Below are 18,747 nucleotides of genomic sequence, written 5' to 3' on the forward strand. Positions count from 1 at the left end.
CCACTTACATTGAGCTGTATTTTTCACGCAGCTGCTGACGAACAAACTCAGCCACTGTGTTGAAAACAAAGGTGAATATGAATAGTACAAATGCTGCTAAGAATAATATTCTATAGTGCGAGCTGCCTACTTCTGATTCAGGCATTTCTACCGCAATGTTTGCAGCTAAAGTACGCATACCTTGGAAAATACTCCAATCCATAATCGGCGTATTACCGGTTGCCATTAATACAATCATGGTTTCTCCTACTGCACGGCCAAGGCCCATCATCACAGCAGAGAAAATGCCTGGGCTTGCTGTAAGTAGTACAACGCGCACTAGCGTTTGCCATTGTGTAGCACCAAGTGCAAGTGAACCGTTTGATAAGTGTTTAGGCACACTAAATACGGCATCTTCCGCAATCGAAAAAATAGTAGGAATAACCGCAAAGCCCATCGCAATACCCACAACTAACGAGTTACGTTGGTCAAACGTCATACCAAGTTCATTGGTTAAGTATTGACGTACATTTCCATCAAACATCCAAAGCTCGACTGTTTCGCTCATCGCGAACGACAGCCAGCCAATAAATAACACGACCGGAATTAGCAGAATAGAATGTGACCCTTCAGGGATTTTATGGCGAATACTCGCTGGTAACTTAGTCCAGCCTAGTGCGGTGGCTAATACACCTAATGGCAATAAAATAAGTAAACCAACAATAGCAGGTAAGTGCGCTTCTATAAGTGGCGCTAACCACAGGCCAGCTAAAAACCCGAGTATTACAGTAGGCAGAGCTTCCATAATTTCGACGGTTGGCTTTACCACTCTACGTAGCTCACTCGACATAAAGTATGCGGTATAGATAGCAGCAGAGAGCGCAATAGGCACTGCAAACAGCATGGCATACAGCGCAGCTTTTAAGGTACCAAACGAAATAGGAACTAAAGAAAATTTAGACTCAAAGTCATCGCTTGCTGAGGTAGATTGCCAAATGTAGCCTGGCTCTGGGTAACCTTCGTACCATACTTCTTGCCACAGGGCAGACCATGTAACCTCTGGGTGCTCATTATGAATCTCTAGTACGGTTAGTTGGTTATCGGCTAAAATTAGCGCTGCATTTGAACGTGGGGCTATAGCAAAGTTTTTAATTTCACCTTCACTTACTTTACCCTGCCAAAGTTTTGCCTCACTTGTGGTGTAATAAACACCTAACTCACCGTTACTACTTGTTGTAAAGAAAGTACGACGATAAAACTCAGTGAAAATATTCAGCTTGCTTTGCTTCGTTGTTTCAAACGAGCGAATTTTTTGATACTCACGACCGCTATCCGTGTTCACCTCAAACCACTGCGAGACTTCACCATTGTCGTTTGCCAACATTAGCGAGTTAGCACCAGCAAGCAGCTGGGCTGATACTATATTAGCGTTTTCTTCATTAGCTGACAGTAACTGGATCTGTTCTACATCATCTGGATAGCGGGTATCGTAAACATAAATTTGATTAGCTGAACGCACAAAAGTTCGGGTGGTATCCGGCGAAATTAATAGCTCGTCTATGCGCCCATTTACATCAAGTTCGGTGCGCTCAACTACCCATTCAACTTCACCAGTGAACATGTTTTCCTCAGCCACAAAGCTGCTAAACAACACGCGCTTGTCTTCGGTTAAAGCTACAACAGCTGTTTTATCTTCATAATGGCTAAATGCAAAGCGCTTGATGGCTGCACCTTGATCGTCAACTTCTAATGCCATTTCGCCAAGAGGGTAATCTAGGCGCGGTGTTAGCTTTCTTTGATTATTTGGAAAAGTGACTAAAAACTTAGGTGCGACAAGCATCACTGAGCCATTTTCTAAGCCAAACGCATAATGCCCCTGAAACGGCGCACTGTTTGCAAAGCTTGATGCATCACTTGGTAGCTTAGCGCTTAATGTTTTAAGCTTTTGGCCAAAGCTGCCATCTTGCACACTATAAAAAGTGACTTCGCCTTGCTGGGATAGCAAAAAGGCAACCTCTGTTTGCTCCTCAACACCTAAGCCCACGATTTGATCAGCATTAGTAACGTTAAAGCTGTTACGCTTTTCTACTTTTGCTGACTCAAAAATTGGTTGTACCACATAAAGGAGGTAAAAGAATATTAATAACAATGCTATTAATACCATTACTCCACCTGCGGAAATACCCCACTTTGCAAACCGGTCTTTAAATAGACGGCTTCGATCCGTATTTAAAGTCGGCTTATTCGGATTGGAAGTCATCAACACACCCTTTAATTCTGTTGTTGCGCGAATTATATTTCATCAAGATGACAGTAATGTTACAGATGTAATAAATACCCACTGCAAGGCTTTAAAACGGCCCCTTTATTAGGTACTCAATAGCGCGCTTTGCAGTATTTAGCTCATCTATATTTATACGTTTATTACGCATTACCTATTTACACTTTTATGGTTAACGAAATACGTACTGCTCAAAGCGAGTGAAAACTAGACGCTCCTGAGCAGAAAGCACAATACGATGACACTTATTATCAAAAGTGCTATAAAATTGTTAATTGATTCAGTGTGGATTTATGTTTTTGTAGGAACTAATTTGTGCTTTTATTGGACAAACAATTTAACGCAGACAATACTAAAACTATGTATAACAAATGAAGACAACAGCGCTTAAGCTAAAAAAATACAACGATAAATATACAAATAAGTAGTAATAAACGAGTAGTTTTCTATGCGTTTATTTTACCCCCTACATTGATAGAAACATTACACATAATTAATGCCTACGCATTTACATTTTCAGGCTTAGAGAGAGCTATTTATGAAGCAGTTGGTGATCACCATTTTAGGGCAAGACCGGCCCGGATTAGTAGAAAGCATTTCATCTGTTATTTTGCAAAATAAGGGAAACTGGCTAAGCAGTAATTTAAGCCACTTACTTGGTCACTTTGCAGGTATTATTCAGGTTGAAGTAGCCCAGGAACACTTTGAAGCATTACAAAATGCATTAAATGCCTTACCTAAACTCGATGTACGTATTGAAACCGGCAACACAGAGGTAGAGCCAAGCAGCAAAGAACAAATAAACTTTGTTATTACCGGCAACGACCGACCTGGTATTGTACAAGAGTTGGCAAGTGTAATACGCCATAAAGGCGCAAGTATCACTCATTTAAACTCAAGACAGCAGAGCGCGCCAAATTGGGGAGTGCCTATTTTTAGTGCTGTCGCCACGGTTACATTACCCAGCGGTATGAATAAAGAAGAAGTGATTGATGCGCTTGAATCGATTACCAGTGACTTAATTGTAGATATTGAAGAGGCCTAAACTAGCACGCCCTTGACATAAAAATGACACGGCAGTCATTTTTATGTCATCTAACTGGCGTAAATTTAAATAAAAAGGGCTGATTATTACTCGTATTATCGCTTTTTACATTGCAATCCCCCCTAAGCGTATACACAGCCCAAATTAAACTTAAAGCATATCCTAATAATGGAATAGAGATGAATGCCCACATAACTCCCTCTCAAACAACTGAATATTTTGCAAAAGAGCTAAGCTGGCTGTCATTCAACGAGCGTGTGCTGCAAGAAGCTAAAGATAAAAATAACCCAATTATCGAGCGCATGCGTTTTTTAGGTATTTTTTCTAATAACTTAGATGAGTTTTTTAGAGTACGTGTTGCAAAGGTAAAACGCCGAATTTTACTAAATAAACTCCCCGATGCTAACTTTGAAGAAGACGAAATACTACTTAGCGAGATACAAAAAAAAGTGCGTCAGTTAGGTAAAAAGTTTAACCACATTCATCAGCAAGTATTAATCGACCTAAACCATCATAATATTCACGTAAGCCGCCCTGATGAGCTAAGTGTGTTTCATTTAAACTGGCTAAAAAATTATTTTCATGAGCACGTTCTACAGCACACCTCTCCTATTTTACTTAACGAAAACAAAGATTACTCCGACTATATAAACGACACCATGACCTACCTATTTGTAGAAATGAGTGATGAAAAAAGTTATTACGCCATGCTTGAGGTACCCACCGACAGGGTTGATCGCTTTATAAACCTGCCTCCAGAAAAAACCCGCCGCCATAAAACTATTGTGATGCTTGACGATGTAATCACTTACTTTTTAAATGATGTATTTAGTAGTTTTTTTTCCTATAAAAGCATTGCCGGTTATGCAATAAAATTAACCCGCGATGCCGAGTACAACCTAGATGATGAACTAGAAGCTGGCTTGCTTGATAAAATGTCCAAAGGATTAAAACAACGTATTTATGCCGAGCCGGTAAGGTTAGTTTACGATCAAGCCATGCCTGAAAGCATGCTCAAAGTGATGAAAAAGCGCCTCGGTGTCACGCATCATGATGCGTTAATTCCTGGGGGGCGTTATCGTAATTTTAGAGACTTTATAACGTTCCCTAATGTAGGGCGCCAATATTTAGAAAACAAACCCCTTCCCGCATTGCAAAGTAGTGCATTTAAAAAGCACGCCAGTGTATTTGATGCCATTAGTGAGCAAGATATTTTACTTTATTACCCCTATCATACCTTTAACCATGTGCTTGAATATGTGCGCCAAGCGGCATTTGACCCCAAAGTTACACAAATAAAGGTAAATATCTATCGTGTAGCGAGTAAGTCTAGGTTAATTTCTTCATTAATTAATGCCGCTAAAAACGGAAAATTAGTGACCGTTATGGTCGAGTTAAAAGCACGTTTTGACGAGCAAAATAATATTGAATGGGCAAAGGTGCTAAGCAGTGCAGGTATTAAAGTGATTTTTGGTATACCCGCATTAAAAGTACACAGCAAATTATGTATGGTGCACCGTAAAGAAAAAGGCCAAATAGTAAAATACGCTCATATTGGCACAGGCAATTTTCATGAAAAAACAGCCAAAATTTACACTGACTTTAGCTTATTTACTCGCCACACTGGTATTTGTGAAGAAAGCGACAGCGTATTTAGATTTATAGAGAGCAGTTATAAACCCTTTAAATTTGACCACCTGATGCTTTCGCCAATAAATGCCCGTGAAACGCTGCTTAATTTAATCAATAACGAAATTGACCATGTTAATAACAACAAACCGGGCAAAATTACTGTAAAAGTAAACAACCTCGCTGATAAAGAGCTGGTAGATAGGCTGTACCTTGCAGGCAAAATAGGGGTTAAAATTAGAATTATTGTACGTGGCATGTGCTCACTTATTCCTGGTATGCCTCAACTTAGCGATAATATTAAGATAATTAGTATTGTTGACCGTTTTTTAGAGCACCCTCGGGTAATGGTATTTGGAAATAATGGCGATGAAAAAGTATTTATATCCTCTGCTGATTGGATGACACGTAACCTAGATCACCGTGTTGAGGTAGGCGTGCCTATATTAGATGTTAAGTTAAAACGCCTCATAATTGATATATTAGAGCTACAATTTAAAGACCGTACCAAAGCACGTATTATTGATAGCGAACAAAAAAACGCTTATGTAAGACGGGGTAACCGTAAAAAAATTCGCTCTCAAATAGCCATTTACGATTATCTAAAAAAATGGGAACACACTTATTATAATGAATGATCATCCTTCCATTGCTGCCGTTGATTTAGGTTCCAATAGCTTTCATTTAGTGGTTGCTCGGGAAGTGAACGGCACTTTGCAAATTCTACATAAAGAAAAACAACGCGTTTATTTAGCTGATGGATTAGATGACCAGTTTCGCTTAAGCCAAGCAGCCATCGATCGTGCTTTAGTGGTGCTAAAGCAATTTGCTAAAACGTTGCACGATTTTCCTGCCAGTAACGTAAAAGTGGCGGCTACATACACCTTTAGGCGAGCTAAAAATATTAATGCCTTTTTAGCACAAGCAAGTAATGTGTTTCCTTTCCATATCGATGTAATCGCTGGCCAAGAAGAGGCGCGCCTTATTTATCAAGGTGTAGCACATTATATTCATAATGAAGAAAACCGTTTAGTGATCGATATTGGCGGCGGCAGTACCGAGCTTATTATAGGTAATCATTTTAAGCATAAACTTTTATCTAGTCGCAATATGGGTTGCGTAAGCTTTACTAAACAGTTTTTTAGCGATGGTAAAATAACGGCCAAACGCTTTAACAAAGCGCAAATAAAAGCCGAGCAAGAGCTCGAGGCTATTTTTTCTACTTATGTAAATGTAAATTGGCAATCAGTAATTGGTACCTCAGGCACTATAAAATCAATATTAGCGATAATAAACACTGCCAATACGCAACAGCCTAAAATCACCTTTGACAATTTACTCACTTTAAAAGGGCAGTGTATTAGTGCTAAACACATTGATAACTTAACTATTGCAGGGCTCACACCTGAGCGCCAACAAAGTATATGTGGTGGCTTAGCAATTTTAATCGCAATATTTACAGAGTTTGCCATTAAAGAGCTTACCTATAGCGACTTTTCATTACGAGAAGGGTTGCTGCACGAAATGCAGCAGAAGCTGGCCGACAAGGATATTCGCTCAAACACTATTAATAATTTAAGTGAGCGCTATACCGCTGATAAAACGCACGCAGCACGTGTTGCTGATACGGCTATTTGGCTCTATAAACAGCTAAAAAATGTGTGGTATCTAGATAACAACGATGATATTGCGTTGCTGACGTGGGCAGCAAAATTACATGAAATTGGTTTATCCATTAACTCTTCAGGCATTAACAAACACAGCGCTTATATAGTGGCAAATAGTCAATTACCCGGTTTTACGCAGCAAGAGCAACTTATTTTAAGCTCACTTATACGCTTTTATCGTAAAAAAATTAAACTGACTGAGCTGCCAGAGTTTTTAACTATTTCTCAAAAGCACGTACTTAAGCTTATTGTTATTTTACGTTTAGCTATTTTATTTAATCAAAAACGCCAAGTTAGCTTAAAGCCTGATATGGTAATAAGCGCAAGCAACTTAGGATTGTTTATTAAATTTAGTAATGGCTACTTGCAAGAGCATACTCTACTTCAAGCAGATCTTGAGCAAGAACAACTCTATTTAAAAAAAGCGGGGATTGAGTTTGAGTGCATTTAGTAATAAAAAGCTCGCTTAAAGCGAGCCTTTACATGTTGGGCTTACATATCCATATGGCGGTTTGAGCTTTGCATCATTTGCTTAATGCCTTGCTTCTCGAGCTCTAAAATTTGCTCGAGCTTTTCTTTACCGTTTTCTGTTTCTGCGCGCTCTAATAAGTACTCGTAAAGTTCGATTACTTTTTTATGCTGCTCAGAGAGATAATTTTGAATAACCTTTTCATCAAACTCTTGGTCTTTGCTTATATCCTTAAACGTAATTAGCTCGGGGTTATCTGCAAAGTATTCGTAGCTGTAAGTATCTAAAGTATTGATCTCAGTAATTGCTTTAAAGCCAACTAGGTCTTCAGCTAACTTTTTTTCATAATCTAAATAATAGTCCACTAGCATTGCATTACGTTCGTCAAGCAACTCCTTAACGCTGTAAAAATTTGCCGCCATTTGTGTGTGAAATAAAACGGTCCAATCGTACACTTCTTTAATTGTTTTAACTTGCATGTGCATTCCTTACTGAGTTGACTGTATAAGAGATGAGTTGCGTAAAACGTGCCAACATAAACTTTATTAAAAACAATGAATTAAATAGAAAAAAAGAGGAGCTAGGCGGTTTGTTTGGTACAAGTTACAAAATACGGGTAATTTTTATAGGGCAATACAAAGCGTATTGCCCTTTGCTTTAATGAGAAATATGCCGCTTTTTCCACAGTAAATACACGGCGGGGATAACTAATAATGTAAGTATAATCGCACTTAACATGCCGCCTACCATAGGCGCAGCTATCCTGCTCATTACTTCGCTGCCAGTGCCCGTACCGTATAAAACAGGTAATAAACCAACAATAATTGTCGCTACCGTCATCATTACGGGGCGCACTCTTAGCCCCGCTCCTTGCATAATAGCGTGTTGTAGCGCTTGTAAGTTAAATGCAGTTCCGGTTTGCTCGCACTGCTGGCGTTGCGCTGTATAAGCTTGGTTTAAATATACAAGCATTATGACGCCTATTTCTACGGCAACACCAGCCAATGCAATAAACCCTACACCCACTGCCACCGAAAAGTTAAACGCTTCAAAGTACATTAGCCAAATGCCGCCCACCATAGCCAAAGGAAGGGTGGCAATTATAATAAGTACTTCGCTTAGGCATTTAAAATTAAGGTATAGCAGTATTACAATAATCGCGAGTGTAAGCGGTATCACATAAGTAAGCTTTGCTTTTGCGCGTTGCATGTATTCGTACTGCCCTGCCCACGTAATTGAATAACCAGCGGGTAATTGCAGGTTATCGCTAAGTACTTGCTGCGCTTGTGCTACATAGCTGCCAATATCACTGCCTTTAATATCAATTAAGCTCCACCCATTTAAACGCGCGTTTTCGCTTTTAATGCCGGTAGGGCCATCTTCAATAAATACTTTAGCAACATCACCAAGTGCAATATGTTGCCCTGATGGTGTAATAATAGGTAATAATTTTAAATCTTCAGGCGAAGCACGAAAGCGCTGCGGGTAGCGTAAATTTACCGGGTAACGCTGTTGCCCTTCAATTGTTTCAGTCACGTTTGAGCCGCCAATGGCAGTGGCTACAACCTGTTGTATGTCGGCTATATTTAGATTATACCGTGCTGCTTTTTCGCGGTTTATATCCACTTTAATATAACGCCCTGTGGCCACACGCTCTGAATACACAGAGGCCGTGCCAGGCACATCTTTTAACAACTGCTCAATTTGCTGCCCAATGTTTTGAATTTCTAACAAGCTTGGGCCCGCAATTTTAATACCTACGGGCGTTTTAATACCGGTGGCAAGCATATCAATCCGTGTTTTTATTGGCATAACCCACGCATTTGTAAGGCCCGGTAATGCAACTAAGCTTTCTAGCTCGGCTTTAATTTTTTGCTTCGTCATGCCCTCTCTCCACTGTGATTGGGGCTTAAATTGAATAAAGGTTTCAATCATTGTCAGCGGTGCGGGGTCGGTAGCGGTATCAGCTCGCCCTATTTTGCCAAATACAGTTTTTACTTCTGGCACTGAGGCTATGAGCTTGTCTGTTTGCTGTAAAATTTTTCGTGCTTCACCAATAGAAAGCCCTGGGTAAGTTGTTGGCATATACATTAAGTCACCTTCATCTAGCAAAGGAATAAACTCACTGCCTATTTTATTTACCGGATAAAAGCCTATAACCGTCACTATAAATGCAATAAATAACGTACTTTTTGGAAATTTAAGTACGGTGGCTAACAGCGGTTTATACCCTGCAACCAAGGCTCTATTAACAGGGTTTTTATGCTCAGAAATGACCTTACCCCGAATAAAGTAGCCCATTAACACCGGCACTAAGGTTATCGCTAAACCGGCAGAGGCTGCCATCGCATACGTTTTTGTATAAGCAAGCGGGGCGAACATGCGCCCTTCTTGCGCCTCTAAAATAAATACAGGCATAAAACTTACGGTAATAATGAGTAAACTAAAAAATAACGCAGGGCCGACCTCGGTGGCCGATTTAGTCACTATATCCCACCGGTTTTGTTTGGTTAGTGGCGTTTTTTCCATGTGTTTATGCATGTTTTCTATCATTACGATAGCACCATCTGTCATCGCGCCAATGGCAATCGCTATCCCCCCTAAGGACATAATATTCGCGTTTACACCTTGCCAATACATCACAATAAAAGCCATTAAAATGCCCATCGGCAAGGTTATAATAGCCACCAGCGATGAGCGCACATGAAATAAAAACACCACGCACACTAAGGCTACAATAATGAGCTCTTCAAACAATTTACTGCTCAGGTTATCAACCGCGCTTTTTATTAACGTGGAGCGGTCGTAAACCGGCATTATTTCAACCCCTTCGGGTAACCCTTGTTTTAATGACTCAAGTTTTGCTTTTACCCGAGAAATCGTTTCTTGGGCGTTTTCGCCATAACGCATCACCACAATGCCACCCGCAACCTCGCCTTCGCCATTAAGCTCTGCAATGCCTCGTCGCATTTGTGGGCCTAAGCGTACATTTGCTACATCTCGTAATTGTAATGCACTTCCTTGGGCATTAATTCCTAATGGAATGGCTTCTAAGTCGGCGACACTTTTAATATAACCTGTGCTGGTTACCATGTATTCAGCTTCAGCCATTTCGATTACTGAGGCGCCAGTTTCTTGATTACCTCGGCTAATAGCCGTTTGTATCAAACTAAGAGGAAGGCCATGAGCACGTAACTTAATGGGGTCTACAACCACTTGGTACTGCTTTATCATGCCACCCACTGTGGCCACTTCAGATACCCCTTCAACGCTTTGTAGTTCAAATTTTAGAAACCAATCTTGCAAGCTACGAAGCTGGCTAATATTGAGCTGATTTGTTTTATCAACTAACGCATATAAATAAACCCAACCCACCCCTGTAGCATCGGGTCCAAGTTGCGTTTTTGCGCTAGTCGGCAAGCGGCTTTCTACCTGACTTAAATACTCTTGAACGCGGCTGCGGGCCCAGTAAATATCGGTATTTTCATCAAAAATAATATACACATATGAGTCGCCAAAAAACGAAAAACCACGCACTGTTTTAGCGCCAGGCACAGACAGCATGGCCGTAGTAAGCGGGAAGGTAACTTGGTCTTGCACCACTTGGGGCGCTTGGCCTGGGTAGCTGGTTTTAACAATGACCTGTACGTCCGATAAATCTGGAAGCGCATCAACGGGAGTCTGTTTAACACTGTAAATACCCGCGCCAAATACAATAATACTCAGCAACAAAACGAGAAAGCGATTAACGACCGACCAGCGAATAACAGCAGCTATCATAATGACTCCCCATGCATTGAGTGATGAGCTGCGCCTTTGTCAGTGGAGTGTTCAGCAATTTTGCTTATTACAAATTCACCGTCAATAATGCTAAAGGTAAAATGAACCTGCTGATTAGGGGAAAGCGCACTAATATCAAGCGCTTTAGCAAGTATAAAGTCCATCGTAGCGGGGCCTCTGTTCCATTTAGCAATAGCCTCTCTACTAATGTTAATTACCCGCTGCCCTGGGTTTATATTATTTATGGTCCCCATTACTGTGGCTGTTTGAACCGCTTCAGCCTTGTCCATTTCCATGTCAGGCATATTGCTTATGGCTTGAGTGCTTGATGCGCTCATACGTTTAGAGTCGGAGTCCTTACTCGACTCAGAGTCTATTAAAAACTGCGCAGCAGTCACAACACTATCCTCCTTGGTAATGCCTGATAGAATAGCCACCTCTTGTTGACTAATCTGCCCAACCTTTACTGCCACGGATTTAAAGCGTCCATTGCCTAGGGCAAGTACTACTCGGTTTTGTGCACCTGTACGAATAAGCGCTTGCTTGGGTATAACAAGTTGCGCTGAGTTACTGTGTGTGTGAATGCTTACTTGAGCAAACATATTAGGTTTAAGAAGCCCGGCCGTATTTTCAAAACGCAGCCTTACACGTAAAGTACGATTTTGAGTATTAAGCGCTGGGTAAATGTAATCTACTACGCCCTGCCACTGTTTACCTTGGATGTAATCAAGTGTCATCGTCACGGGGAGCCCTTTGGTTACTAAAGCTGCTTGGCGCTCAAATACTTCTGCTTCTACCCATACTTGATCTAATTTAGCGATACTCATCATTGAGGTGCCGGGCTTAACATAAAAACCTTCACGTATATTAAGCTCATTAAGCACGCCACTTTGACGCGCGTAAAACGTAATGTTTTGCATCACTTTTTTATTTTTTTCTAAGCGTTCTATAAAGCCATCAGACACATTTAGCGATTCTAAACGCGCTTTGGCAGCCCGGATCAATACGCTGTTTTTTCTATTTACTGCAAGTAAGAATTCTTCTTGCGCGTTCACAAGCTCAGGAGAATAAAGCGTGTAAAGAGGCTCACCAGCACTAACGGGCTCCCCTTGCGCTTTTACAAATAACGTTTCTATCCACCCTTCGACTCGGGGATGAATATGGGTTACCTGGTCTTGGTTGTATTGCACATAACCGATTGTATTAATATTGCTTTGCAGCGTTTTAACTTGCACTTTACTGGTTTTAACGCCTAAGTTATTAACCACTTCAGGTAATATTTTTATAGTACCTGGGCTGTCATTTTCAGTGTTTGCATACACAGGTACTAGCTCCATGCCCATTGGCGACAGGCCTGGCTCATCGCGCCTATAATTACTGTCCATTGGCGCAACCCAATACAGCGGCTTCGCTTTTTTACTATCAGCGGTTGTAGCTAAGTGTTCAGTGTCATTAATCAGCCAGCGATTAGCAATAAACATTAACGCGGCGCCAATAAGCAGTGCTACAAGGTATTTTAAGTTCGTTTTCATTTTTTTACCCTCGTAACTCAGCCATTACTAGCGAGTCTAAACTGGCTGCGTAATAATTTAGGCGAGCAATAATAATATGTTTGTCTATTTGAATATTAAGCGCATCTATTTTGGCATTTAGCTCACTAATACGCGCACGCATAACATCAGAAAAGTCGCCATCATCACGGGTGTACGCGTTTAGAGTAGCCTGCGCTTGTTGCGACATTTGCGGTAATAATGTGCTTTGATAAAGCGTATGGCGCTGCTTAATTCGCTCAAGCTGGCTAACCTCTTTAAAGTACTGCCCTTTTAGGTTTTGTAACGCCACGCGTTTGTCGGTTCTAATGGCCTCTGCAGTGGCAATAGCGGCTTTAACTTGCTGATCTTGTCTGTTGTCGGTAAATAAAGGTAAATCAATACTCACGCCAACCGAAAGTAAATCAGCACGCGATTCACCAAATTGGTTATCAGCGCGGTAGCCATAACCCATATTTACGCCAAGTTGTGGCTTATAGCTCTGTTTAGCAAGGCTCACTTGTGTGCGTTTAGCGGCTATACGCTGATCTATTGCCACCATAGAGGGGTGCGCCATAAGTAACTTAATCAGCTCATTAAAGCCTAAGCTATTAAATTGTGTAAGCGGGGTTGGCACTGTAAAAGTGTCGCTTAATGGTTGACGTAATATGCTGTGTGGTAACCACTGAGCTAACCCTTGTTTAGCGGCGTCTAGCTGCTGTGCTAATACAATCAGTTTATCTTCAAGGCGTGTGAGCTCCAACTGTGAGCGAATAATATCTTGCTGACGAGTTTTGCCTAAGCTACTGGAATAACTGGCTTCGGTAACTTCAATTAGCTGGGTAAATAATGCTTTATCTTGTTCAATTAATGCAATACTTTGCTGTGCTCTGTAGGCATTTAACCACAGCTCCATCACCCTCGCTTTTACCTGCGCCTTTCGCTGCGCCCTCAGCCACGGCTGCTCAAGTGCTTCTTCTTTTATTGCTTGCTGGCTAAGTGCCAGGCTATTACCACGACTAAAGCTTTGGCTTATACCCAGTTTTAATTGCGTCATGTTTTCTTGATCAAACGCAAAACCATCAACGGGTACGCTTTGTAAACCTATGCTCAGTACTGGGTCTGGTAAAGTACCTGCAGCAATACTTTGCGCTGTGGCGGCGGCTTGCTTTTGCTCACTGGCGCTCAGCCACGGCTCGTTATTGAGCGCCATGTTTATGGCATCCGTTAAATTAAGGGTGGGTACTTTTTCTATGGCATCACTATTAAATACAACACCAAATAAGGTGGCGCTCAGTAATACAGCTTTAAAAATTACAGTGCGGGTCATTGCCTGCTCCATCTAAAATTAAAAATAAAAATCTTAAATTAACAAGCAGAACAGGCGCTTTAAGCCAATATAGCTAAATTTCACGCATACCAATGGTAATGAGTTATTAAGTATTTATAGCAACAGTTAAATACAGTGATAACAAGGCATAAACATCGCCATGTAGGTGTTCTACATGAGAGGTTTATATCGCTGTTAACGCTTTATTTGGCACGCTAAATGGCTTAATAATCAGGTCGATTGGTATCACACCTATCCTGCGTTTAAGCAAACATAGGAGGGCGATATAAGGTATTACTGGGTGGGGAGGAGAGACCGCTATTAATCAGGGTAACTTTTTCACTCGATAACGAAAAAGCAGTAAATAAGGCTGGAGACGTTAAAATAGAGCTGCTTCCACAGCCATTTATTGGGCAATGACACTCATTTTGAATATCGGCTTCATCATTGCAGCAACCCATTTCCATCATACCTGTAGGCAATTTACTCTCGCTCATTACATGTGTGGCATGCTTTGCTGATAGGCTCATATGTGGCATTTCGCACTGCTGATTTACAGACGCAACGGCTTGCCCCACAAACGTGAGTAACATCACAACAACGAGCAAATTTGAGTAAAAACGCTGCAAAACTAAGCCTATTAAGTAAATTACCCAATAATAATATTTGAGTTGTTGAGCGAACTCAAATAATTAATTTTCTTTTTTAGGCGGGGTAATTAAGCTACTCGCTAAAATAGCAAAAATACAATAAGCACTAAAATACCAAAACCCCTCGCCAAACGTGCTATGCATAATGAGTAAATCGCTACTTTGGCCATGTGCATTGCCTGCCAAATAAGTCACTATTAACGCAATAACAAACACATCCACCATGCTCCACTTGCTCAGCGCGCAAATAACTACACCTAACTTATTTTTAAATACGCTGGCCGGCAAGCAGCAATACAGCAATTGCATCAGTAGCTTTAAACATGGAATCACAATAGAGAACAACCCAACTAGCGCCGCTACAAATAAATTATTATTGCTAGCCAGCTCATTAATAGTCCCCCATATACTTTGGGTTTTGTTGTACGCGTTTATTTCACCTTCTAATTTATCAAGCCCTAACATGCTAGAGAACATCATTAACATACTGCGGGTCCGGCCATCGCCTTCCTCGGCTAACATGTCTATCCCAACCTTAGCCAGTTGCGATTTATCAATGTTACCCTCAATCGTCAATACGGGCTTAGTAACCCCTGGGAATAACAGCCCTAATGCAACCACAATACTTAAAATAGATAACCAATTACGCATATTTATTCTGCTATAGCCTCAATAATTTCGTCACTATACAGCACAGCATCAAGCACATAATTAAAAATATGTCCTATATGCAGGTCACTGTTTATTGCTGGCATTAGTGTCGCTATTTTATCCATTTCATCTAGTTCAAACGCTCTAATAAGCGCAAGGCTTTGCCCTAAAATGCCATCATTGTTTAATAATGCCTGGGCAATACTTTCATCTAACGAAAATTCTTTAACAATCGCTTCAAGGTCGGTATCTAAAATTGCATTCATTACAGAAAACAGCCCAACCAAATAGCCTTGGCCAACCAATTCTGGATGACTCTGACCTAACAATAGCGCAATAAACTGGGCTCTGGTTAACGCAAGCTTTGTAAGTTCTGTCGGTTTATCAGCGCCTAATTCACTCAGAGCTAAAACGCGAACTAGCTGCCTGATGCTATCCTCTCCTAAATACACAACCGCTTGCGATATAGAGGTAATAGTTAATTTGGTACTACTCGAGCGGGCATTAGCTAACTTTAATACACGCGCTGTAATGGCTACATCTCTGGCTACTTGCTTTTGTATTTCATCAAAGCATAAAGATTCTTTTGCCGTAAAGCGCAGTAAATCAAACACAATCACCTTGCCCGGCTCCACATCTTTGTAGGTGATCATTTCAGGACGTGCAAAAAAGTAACCCTGAAATAAATCGCAACCCGCTTTTTTTAACGAATGAAATTGCGCATGTGTTTCTATGCGCTCAACAATCACTTTTGCATGCGGGTTAGCGCGTTTAATTTTTTTTATCCGCATATTGGTCTTAATTATTACATCGTCCATTTCAATTTTGATGTAATCAACATGCGCAAGTAATGGCGCCCACTTATCGTCACCATCGTAATCATCTAAAGCAAACCTGTACCCCTCTTGCTTAAGCGCTTTAACTCGTTGAGTAACCTCTGCTATTTTATTTGTACGCTCAACGATTTCTAACACACAATTTTGGGGCACTAGCAATTTTGGAAAGTTTTCTAAAATAGTGGCGGAAGAAAGATTAATAAACGCTAAGTGATGTGCTGTAAGTTTATCTGGCCCTAACATCATTAATGTATTAAAAAATAAGCGGCTAGTTGCTTGCTCATCAGAAGTCCCCACAGGAAAAGCATTGTGGGCTGAATCGCGATAAAGCAATTCATACGCAAATACATTCTGCTGTGCATCAAAAATTGGTTGCCTTGCAACAAACTGCGTTAGCTTTTGCCCGTTCTCAAAAATATTTGTAGGGTTCACTTATAAAAACCTATCTTATTTAACGTTGTTTATTACAATTAAGTTATATACTGTAATTCAACTACCATGAAGATTCTAGAATCCTTGCATGTAAAGCTAAATTACATAGCACTCACTCTTAAAAGTTTAGCAAAGGTTATTTATTTGTTTTTTTTAAAGTTGTTTTTATTCTTATTTATTGCCCACCTTGCTACATTTGCCAATGCAGAGCAAAGCCAGCCAGAGCTTAACTATAATGTTAGTGCATCGGGCAGCCATTACCCTTTTTACACCAGTAACCCAGAAAACCCTGGTATTTTGCCAGAAATTATTACCACTTTAATGGCGCAGGCAAATATTACCGTCAATCATGTGGAGCTACCCACCAAACGCATTGCCAAGTATTTAGAAAACGGTTTTATAGATTTTGATGTGTTCTCTTTAAAATGGTTAGCCCAAAACGAGCGGGATAATCCTTACTATGTTTTTTCAGACCCGCTGCTCCCCGCAACTGAAATGATTATAGCTTTACCTAATAAAGTAGCGCATTATCAAACTGAACAAAGTTTATATTCGAAAGAGGTTGGTACCGTACTTGGTTACGATTACCACGATGATGAAAAATATAATCGCGTCGACTTTCCCTCTGAAAAAGAGCTACTAATTGCATTATCTAAAGCGCGTATTGATGTTGCCATTATGGGGATTCACACCGCAGCGTATTGGTCTAAGCAGTTAAATATTAAAATTGGGGTTGGCGCGCAGCATTCGCACGGATATTTAAGAGTACGGTTATTAGCTAAGCATAAAGCCCTACTGCCTAAAATAAACCAAGCAATTGCTTACTTACACAGCAATGGTTATATAAAACGTATCGAAGATAAGTACATAGAGCCAATACCCGCACAAAACTTAAGGGATTAGTATCGCCCTGAGCCGCCACTGGGGTATAATACGGCCAAATGTAAACCTCCTCCTATATAAGAATGCCTTATGAGTATTGAAAAAGCCTTAATCGAGCGCAGCAATAATCAGTGTGAATTGTGCAGCGCAACCGAACACTTATCTGTTTACGAAGTACCTCCTGTTACCGAAACCCACTCAGATAAATGCATTTACACGTGCCAAACCTGTAAAGATCAAATAGAAAACAACAGCGAGCTTACCCCAACACATTGGCACTGTTTAAACGACAGCATGTGGAGCCAAACGCCTGCCGTACAAGTGGTAGCCTATAGAATGCTTACACGCTTAGCTGTTGATAGTGGCTGGGCACAAGATGCGCTAGATATGATTTACCTTGAAGAAGACACACTTGCGTGGGCCAAAAAAGCCCTTGCTGAAGATGACGATATAAAACATGTAGATAGTAACGGCGTAGTACTTCAAGCTGGCGATACCGTTACGCTAATTAAAGACTTAGATGTGAAAGGCAGTAGCTTAACCGCCAAACGCGGCACAGCAGTACGCAACATAGGCTTAACAAGTAACCCTGAGCATATTGAAGGGCGTGTAGAGGGTCAACGCATTGTTATTTTAACTAAGTTTGTCAAAAAATAGCTTTATGCTAAGGCGCATTAGCGCCTTTTTATGCCTTAAAAATTAAGCAATGATTAAGCTCCCTCCCCCTACACTTACCAGCAATACAGGAATAAGGAGCGCAAGCATGGCTAAACATCAATTGAGGTTTCAACAACGCACATTTACAAGCTTAGGTTTATTAGCACTAAGTGCACTCACATTAGCGGGCTGTGAAAAACCAGCTAACGAGTCACAATCTACAGCACAAGAAAAAAACGTGATGGGTTTGACCGCTCAAGTAAGCTATAAAGATCGCAGTATGCCACGCCCAGGGTCACAACTGATCGTAACGCTATCTGATGTATCAAAAGCAGACGTAAAAGCCGAAATAATCACTCAACAAATCCTAGATATAAACAAAGCGCCACCGTATACCGTAGAGCTTGCGTATGATGACAACAACATTGTTGATAAACACCGCTATAGCCTCACAGCCAGAATCATTAATAAAGACAAGGTTCTTTATACCAGCACAAGGCAGTACAACCCTTTTAAAAATGCAAAATCAGGGATCCTTCACGAAATTGAGCTTGAAAGAGTCGCCTCACCTAAGAGTGATGTAACTCTTGCAAATACATACTGGGAGGCAGTGACAATTAATGCACAAACAGTCAGTGTAAGAACAAAAGAGCCGTTTATACAATTTGATAAAGACAACCGTGTTAACGGCTTTTTAGGATGTAATAACGTCAGCGGCAGCTACAGTACAGAGCAACATTCAATATCGTTTAGCCAATTAGCAAGCACAAAAAAAATGTGTTCGCAAAGCATGGAGCAAGAAGCAGCGATGTTAAACATGCTCAATAACACACAAAAATGGGCTATAGAAGGCGAGTCTTTAGAATTAAAAGATAGCAGTGGCAACACGCTTGCCACCTTTAATGCGGTTTATTTTAATTAAGTAAAAGC

14 protein-coding genes are annotated in these 18,747 nt (G+C 40.7%); 6 read left to right on the forward strand and 8 right to left on the reverse strand.

Going from position 1 to position 18,747, the window contains the following annotated elements; translation table 11 throughout:
- Positions 1-4 precede the first annotated feature (4 nt).
- Positions 5-2,239 carry an ABC transporter permease subunit gene (locus CWC17_RS04170; RefSeq protein ID WP_138540417.1) on the reverse strand — a complete coding sequence of 745 codons (2,235 nt, stop codon included), beginning with the start codon at positions 2,237-2,239 and terminating at the stop codon, positions 5-7.
- Positions 2,240-2,798: 559 nt separating this feature from the next.
- On the opposite strand from CWC17_RS04170, the gene CWC17_RS04175 reads away from it, so the two are divergent.
- The 3 genes from CWC17_RS04175 (at position 2,799) to CWC17_RS04185 (ending at position 7,052) form a co-directional block, all read left to right on the forward strand.
- The gene (locus CWC17_RS04175) at positions 2,799-3,305 is read left to right on the forward strand and encodes a glycine cleavage system transcriptional repressor (RefSeq protein WP_024031441.1); all 507 of its coding nucleotides are present in this window, start codon (positions 2,799-2,801) and stop codon (positions 3,303-3,305) included.
- 179 nt (positions 3,306-3,484) lie between these two features.
- Positions 3,485-5,572 (forward strand): polyphosphate kinase 1, encoded by a 2,088-nt coding sequence (ppk1, locus tag CWC17_RS04180; RefSeq protein ID WP_138612155.1) that lies wholly within the window; start codon positions 3,485-3,487, stop codon positions 5,570-5,572.
- Positions 5,565-7,052, forward strand: a complete 1,488-nt coding sequence (locus CWC17_RS04185) for a Ppx/GppA phosphatase family protein (protein WP_138612156.1) — start codon at positions 5,565-5,567, stop codon at positions 7,050-7,052. The genes ppk1 and CWC17_RS04185 overlap by 8 nt, the downstream gene beginning before the upstream one ends.
- A gap of 41 nt (positions 7,053-7,093) precedes the next feature.
- Here CWC17_RS04185 and CWC17_RS04190 read toward each other — a convergent pair whose 3' ends face one another.
- From CWC17_RS04190 to CWC17_RS04220, 7 genes are all read right to left on the reverse strand, one after another.
- Positions 7,094-7,549 carry a hypothetical protein gene (locus tag CWC17_RS04190; RefSeq protein WP_055014691.1) on the reverse strand — a complete coding sequence of 152 codons (456 nt, stop codon included), beginning with the start codon at positions 7,547-7,549 and terminating at the stop codon, positions 7,094-7,096.
- Positions 7,550-7,727: 178 nt separating this feature from the next.
- Positions 7,728-10,850, reverse strand: coding sequence for an efflux RND transporter permease subunit (locus tag CWC17_RS04195; RefSeq protein ID WP_138612157.1), 3,123 nt, complete (start codon positions 10,848-10,850; stop codon positions 7,728-7,730).
- On the reverse strand, positions 10,847-12,382 hold the full coding sequence (locus tag CWC17_RS04200; RefSeq protein WP_138612158.1) for an efflux RND transporter periplasmic adaptor subunit: 1,536 nt from the start codon (positions 12,380-12,382) through the stop codon (positions 10,847-10,849). The genes CWC17_RS04195 and CWC17_RS04200 overlap by 4 nt, the downstream gene beginning before the upstream one ends.
- Positions 12,383-12,386: 4 nt before the next feature.
- A complete protein-coding gene (locus tag CWC17_RS04205; RefSeq protein WP_138612159.1) occupies positions 12,387-13,709 on the reverse strand; it encodes a TolC family protein in 1,323 nt (440 codons plus the stop codon).
- 263 nt (positions 13,710-13,972) lie between these two features.
- Complete coding sequence (locus tag CWC17_RS04210) at positions 13,973-14,338, reverse strand: hypothetical protein (RefSeq protein WP_249935886.1); 366 nt, start codon at positions 14,336-14,338, stop codon at positions 13,973-13,975.
- A 63-nt stretch (positions 14,339-14,401) separates the two neighbouring features.
- Complete coding sequence (locus tag CWC17_RS04215; RefSeq protein WP_138612160.1) at positions 14,402-15,010, reverse strand: paraquat-inducible protein A; 609 nt, start codon at positions 15,008-15,010, stop codon at positions 14,402-14,404.
- A gap of 2 nt (positions 15,011-15,012) precedes the next feature.
- Positions 15,013-16,278: an EAL and HDOD domain-containing protein gene (locus tag CWC17_RS04220; protein ID WP_138612161.1), complete on the reverse strand. Its 1,266-nt coding sequence runs from the start codon at positions 16,276-16,278 to the stop codon at positions 15,013-15,015.
- 144 nt (positions 16,279-16,422) lie between these two features.
- Between CWC17_RS04220 and CWC17_RS04225 the strand changes: the two genes are divergently transcribed.
- The 3 genes from CWC17_RS04225 to CWC17_RS04235 all read left to right on the forward strand — a co-directional run bounded on the left by CWC17_RS04225 (position 16,423) and on the right by CWC17_RS04235 (position 18,739).
- Complete coding sequence (locus CWC17_RS04225; protein ID WP_249935887.1) at positions 16,423-17,181, forward strand: substrate-binding periplasmic protein; 759 nt, start codon at positions 16,423-16,425, stop codon at positions 17,179-17,181.
- A 69-nt stretch (positions 17,182-17,250) separates the two neighbouring features.
- On the forward strand, positions 17,251-17,817 hold the full coding sequence (locus CWC17_RS04230; RefSeq protein WP_055014683.1) for a PhnA domain-containing protein: 567 nt from the start codon (positions 17,251-17,253) through the stop codon (positions 17,815-17,817).
- 106 nt (positions 17,818-17,923) lie between these two features.
- The gene (locus tag CWC17_RS04235; protein WP_138612162.1) at positions 17,924-18,739 is read left to right on the forward strand and encodes an META domain-containing protein; all 816 of its coding nucleotides are present in this window, start codon (positions 17,924-17,926) and stop codon (positions 18,737-18,739) included.
- The last annotated feature ends 8 nt before the right edge of the window (positions 18,740-18,747 follow it).

This window comes from Pseudoalteromonas sp. S3785 (assembly GCF_005887365.1).
Taxonomy (GTDB): Bacteria; Pseudomonadota; Gammaproteobacteria; order Enterobacterales; family Alteromonadaceae; genus Pseudoalteromonas.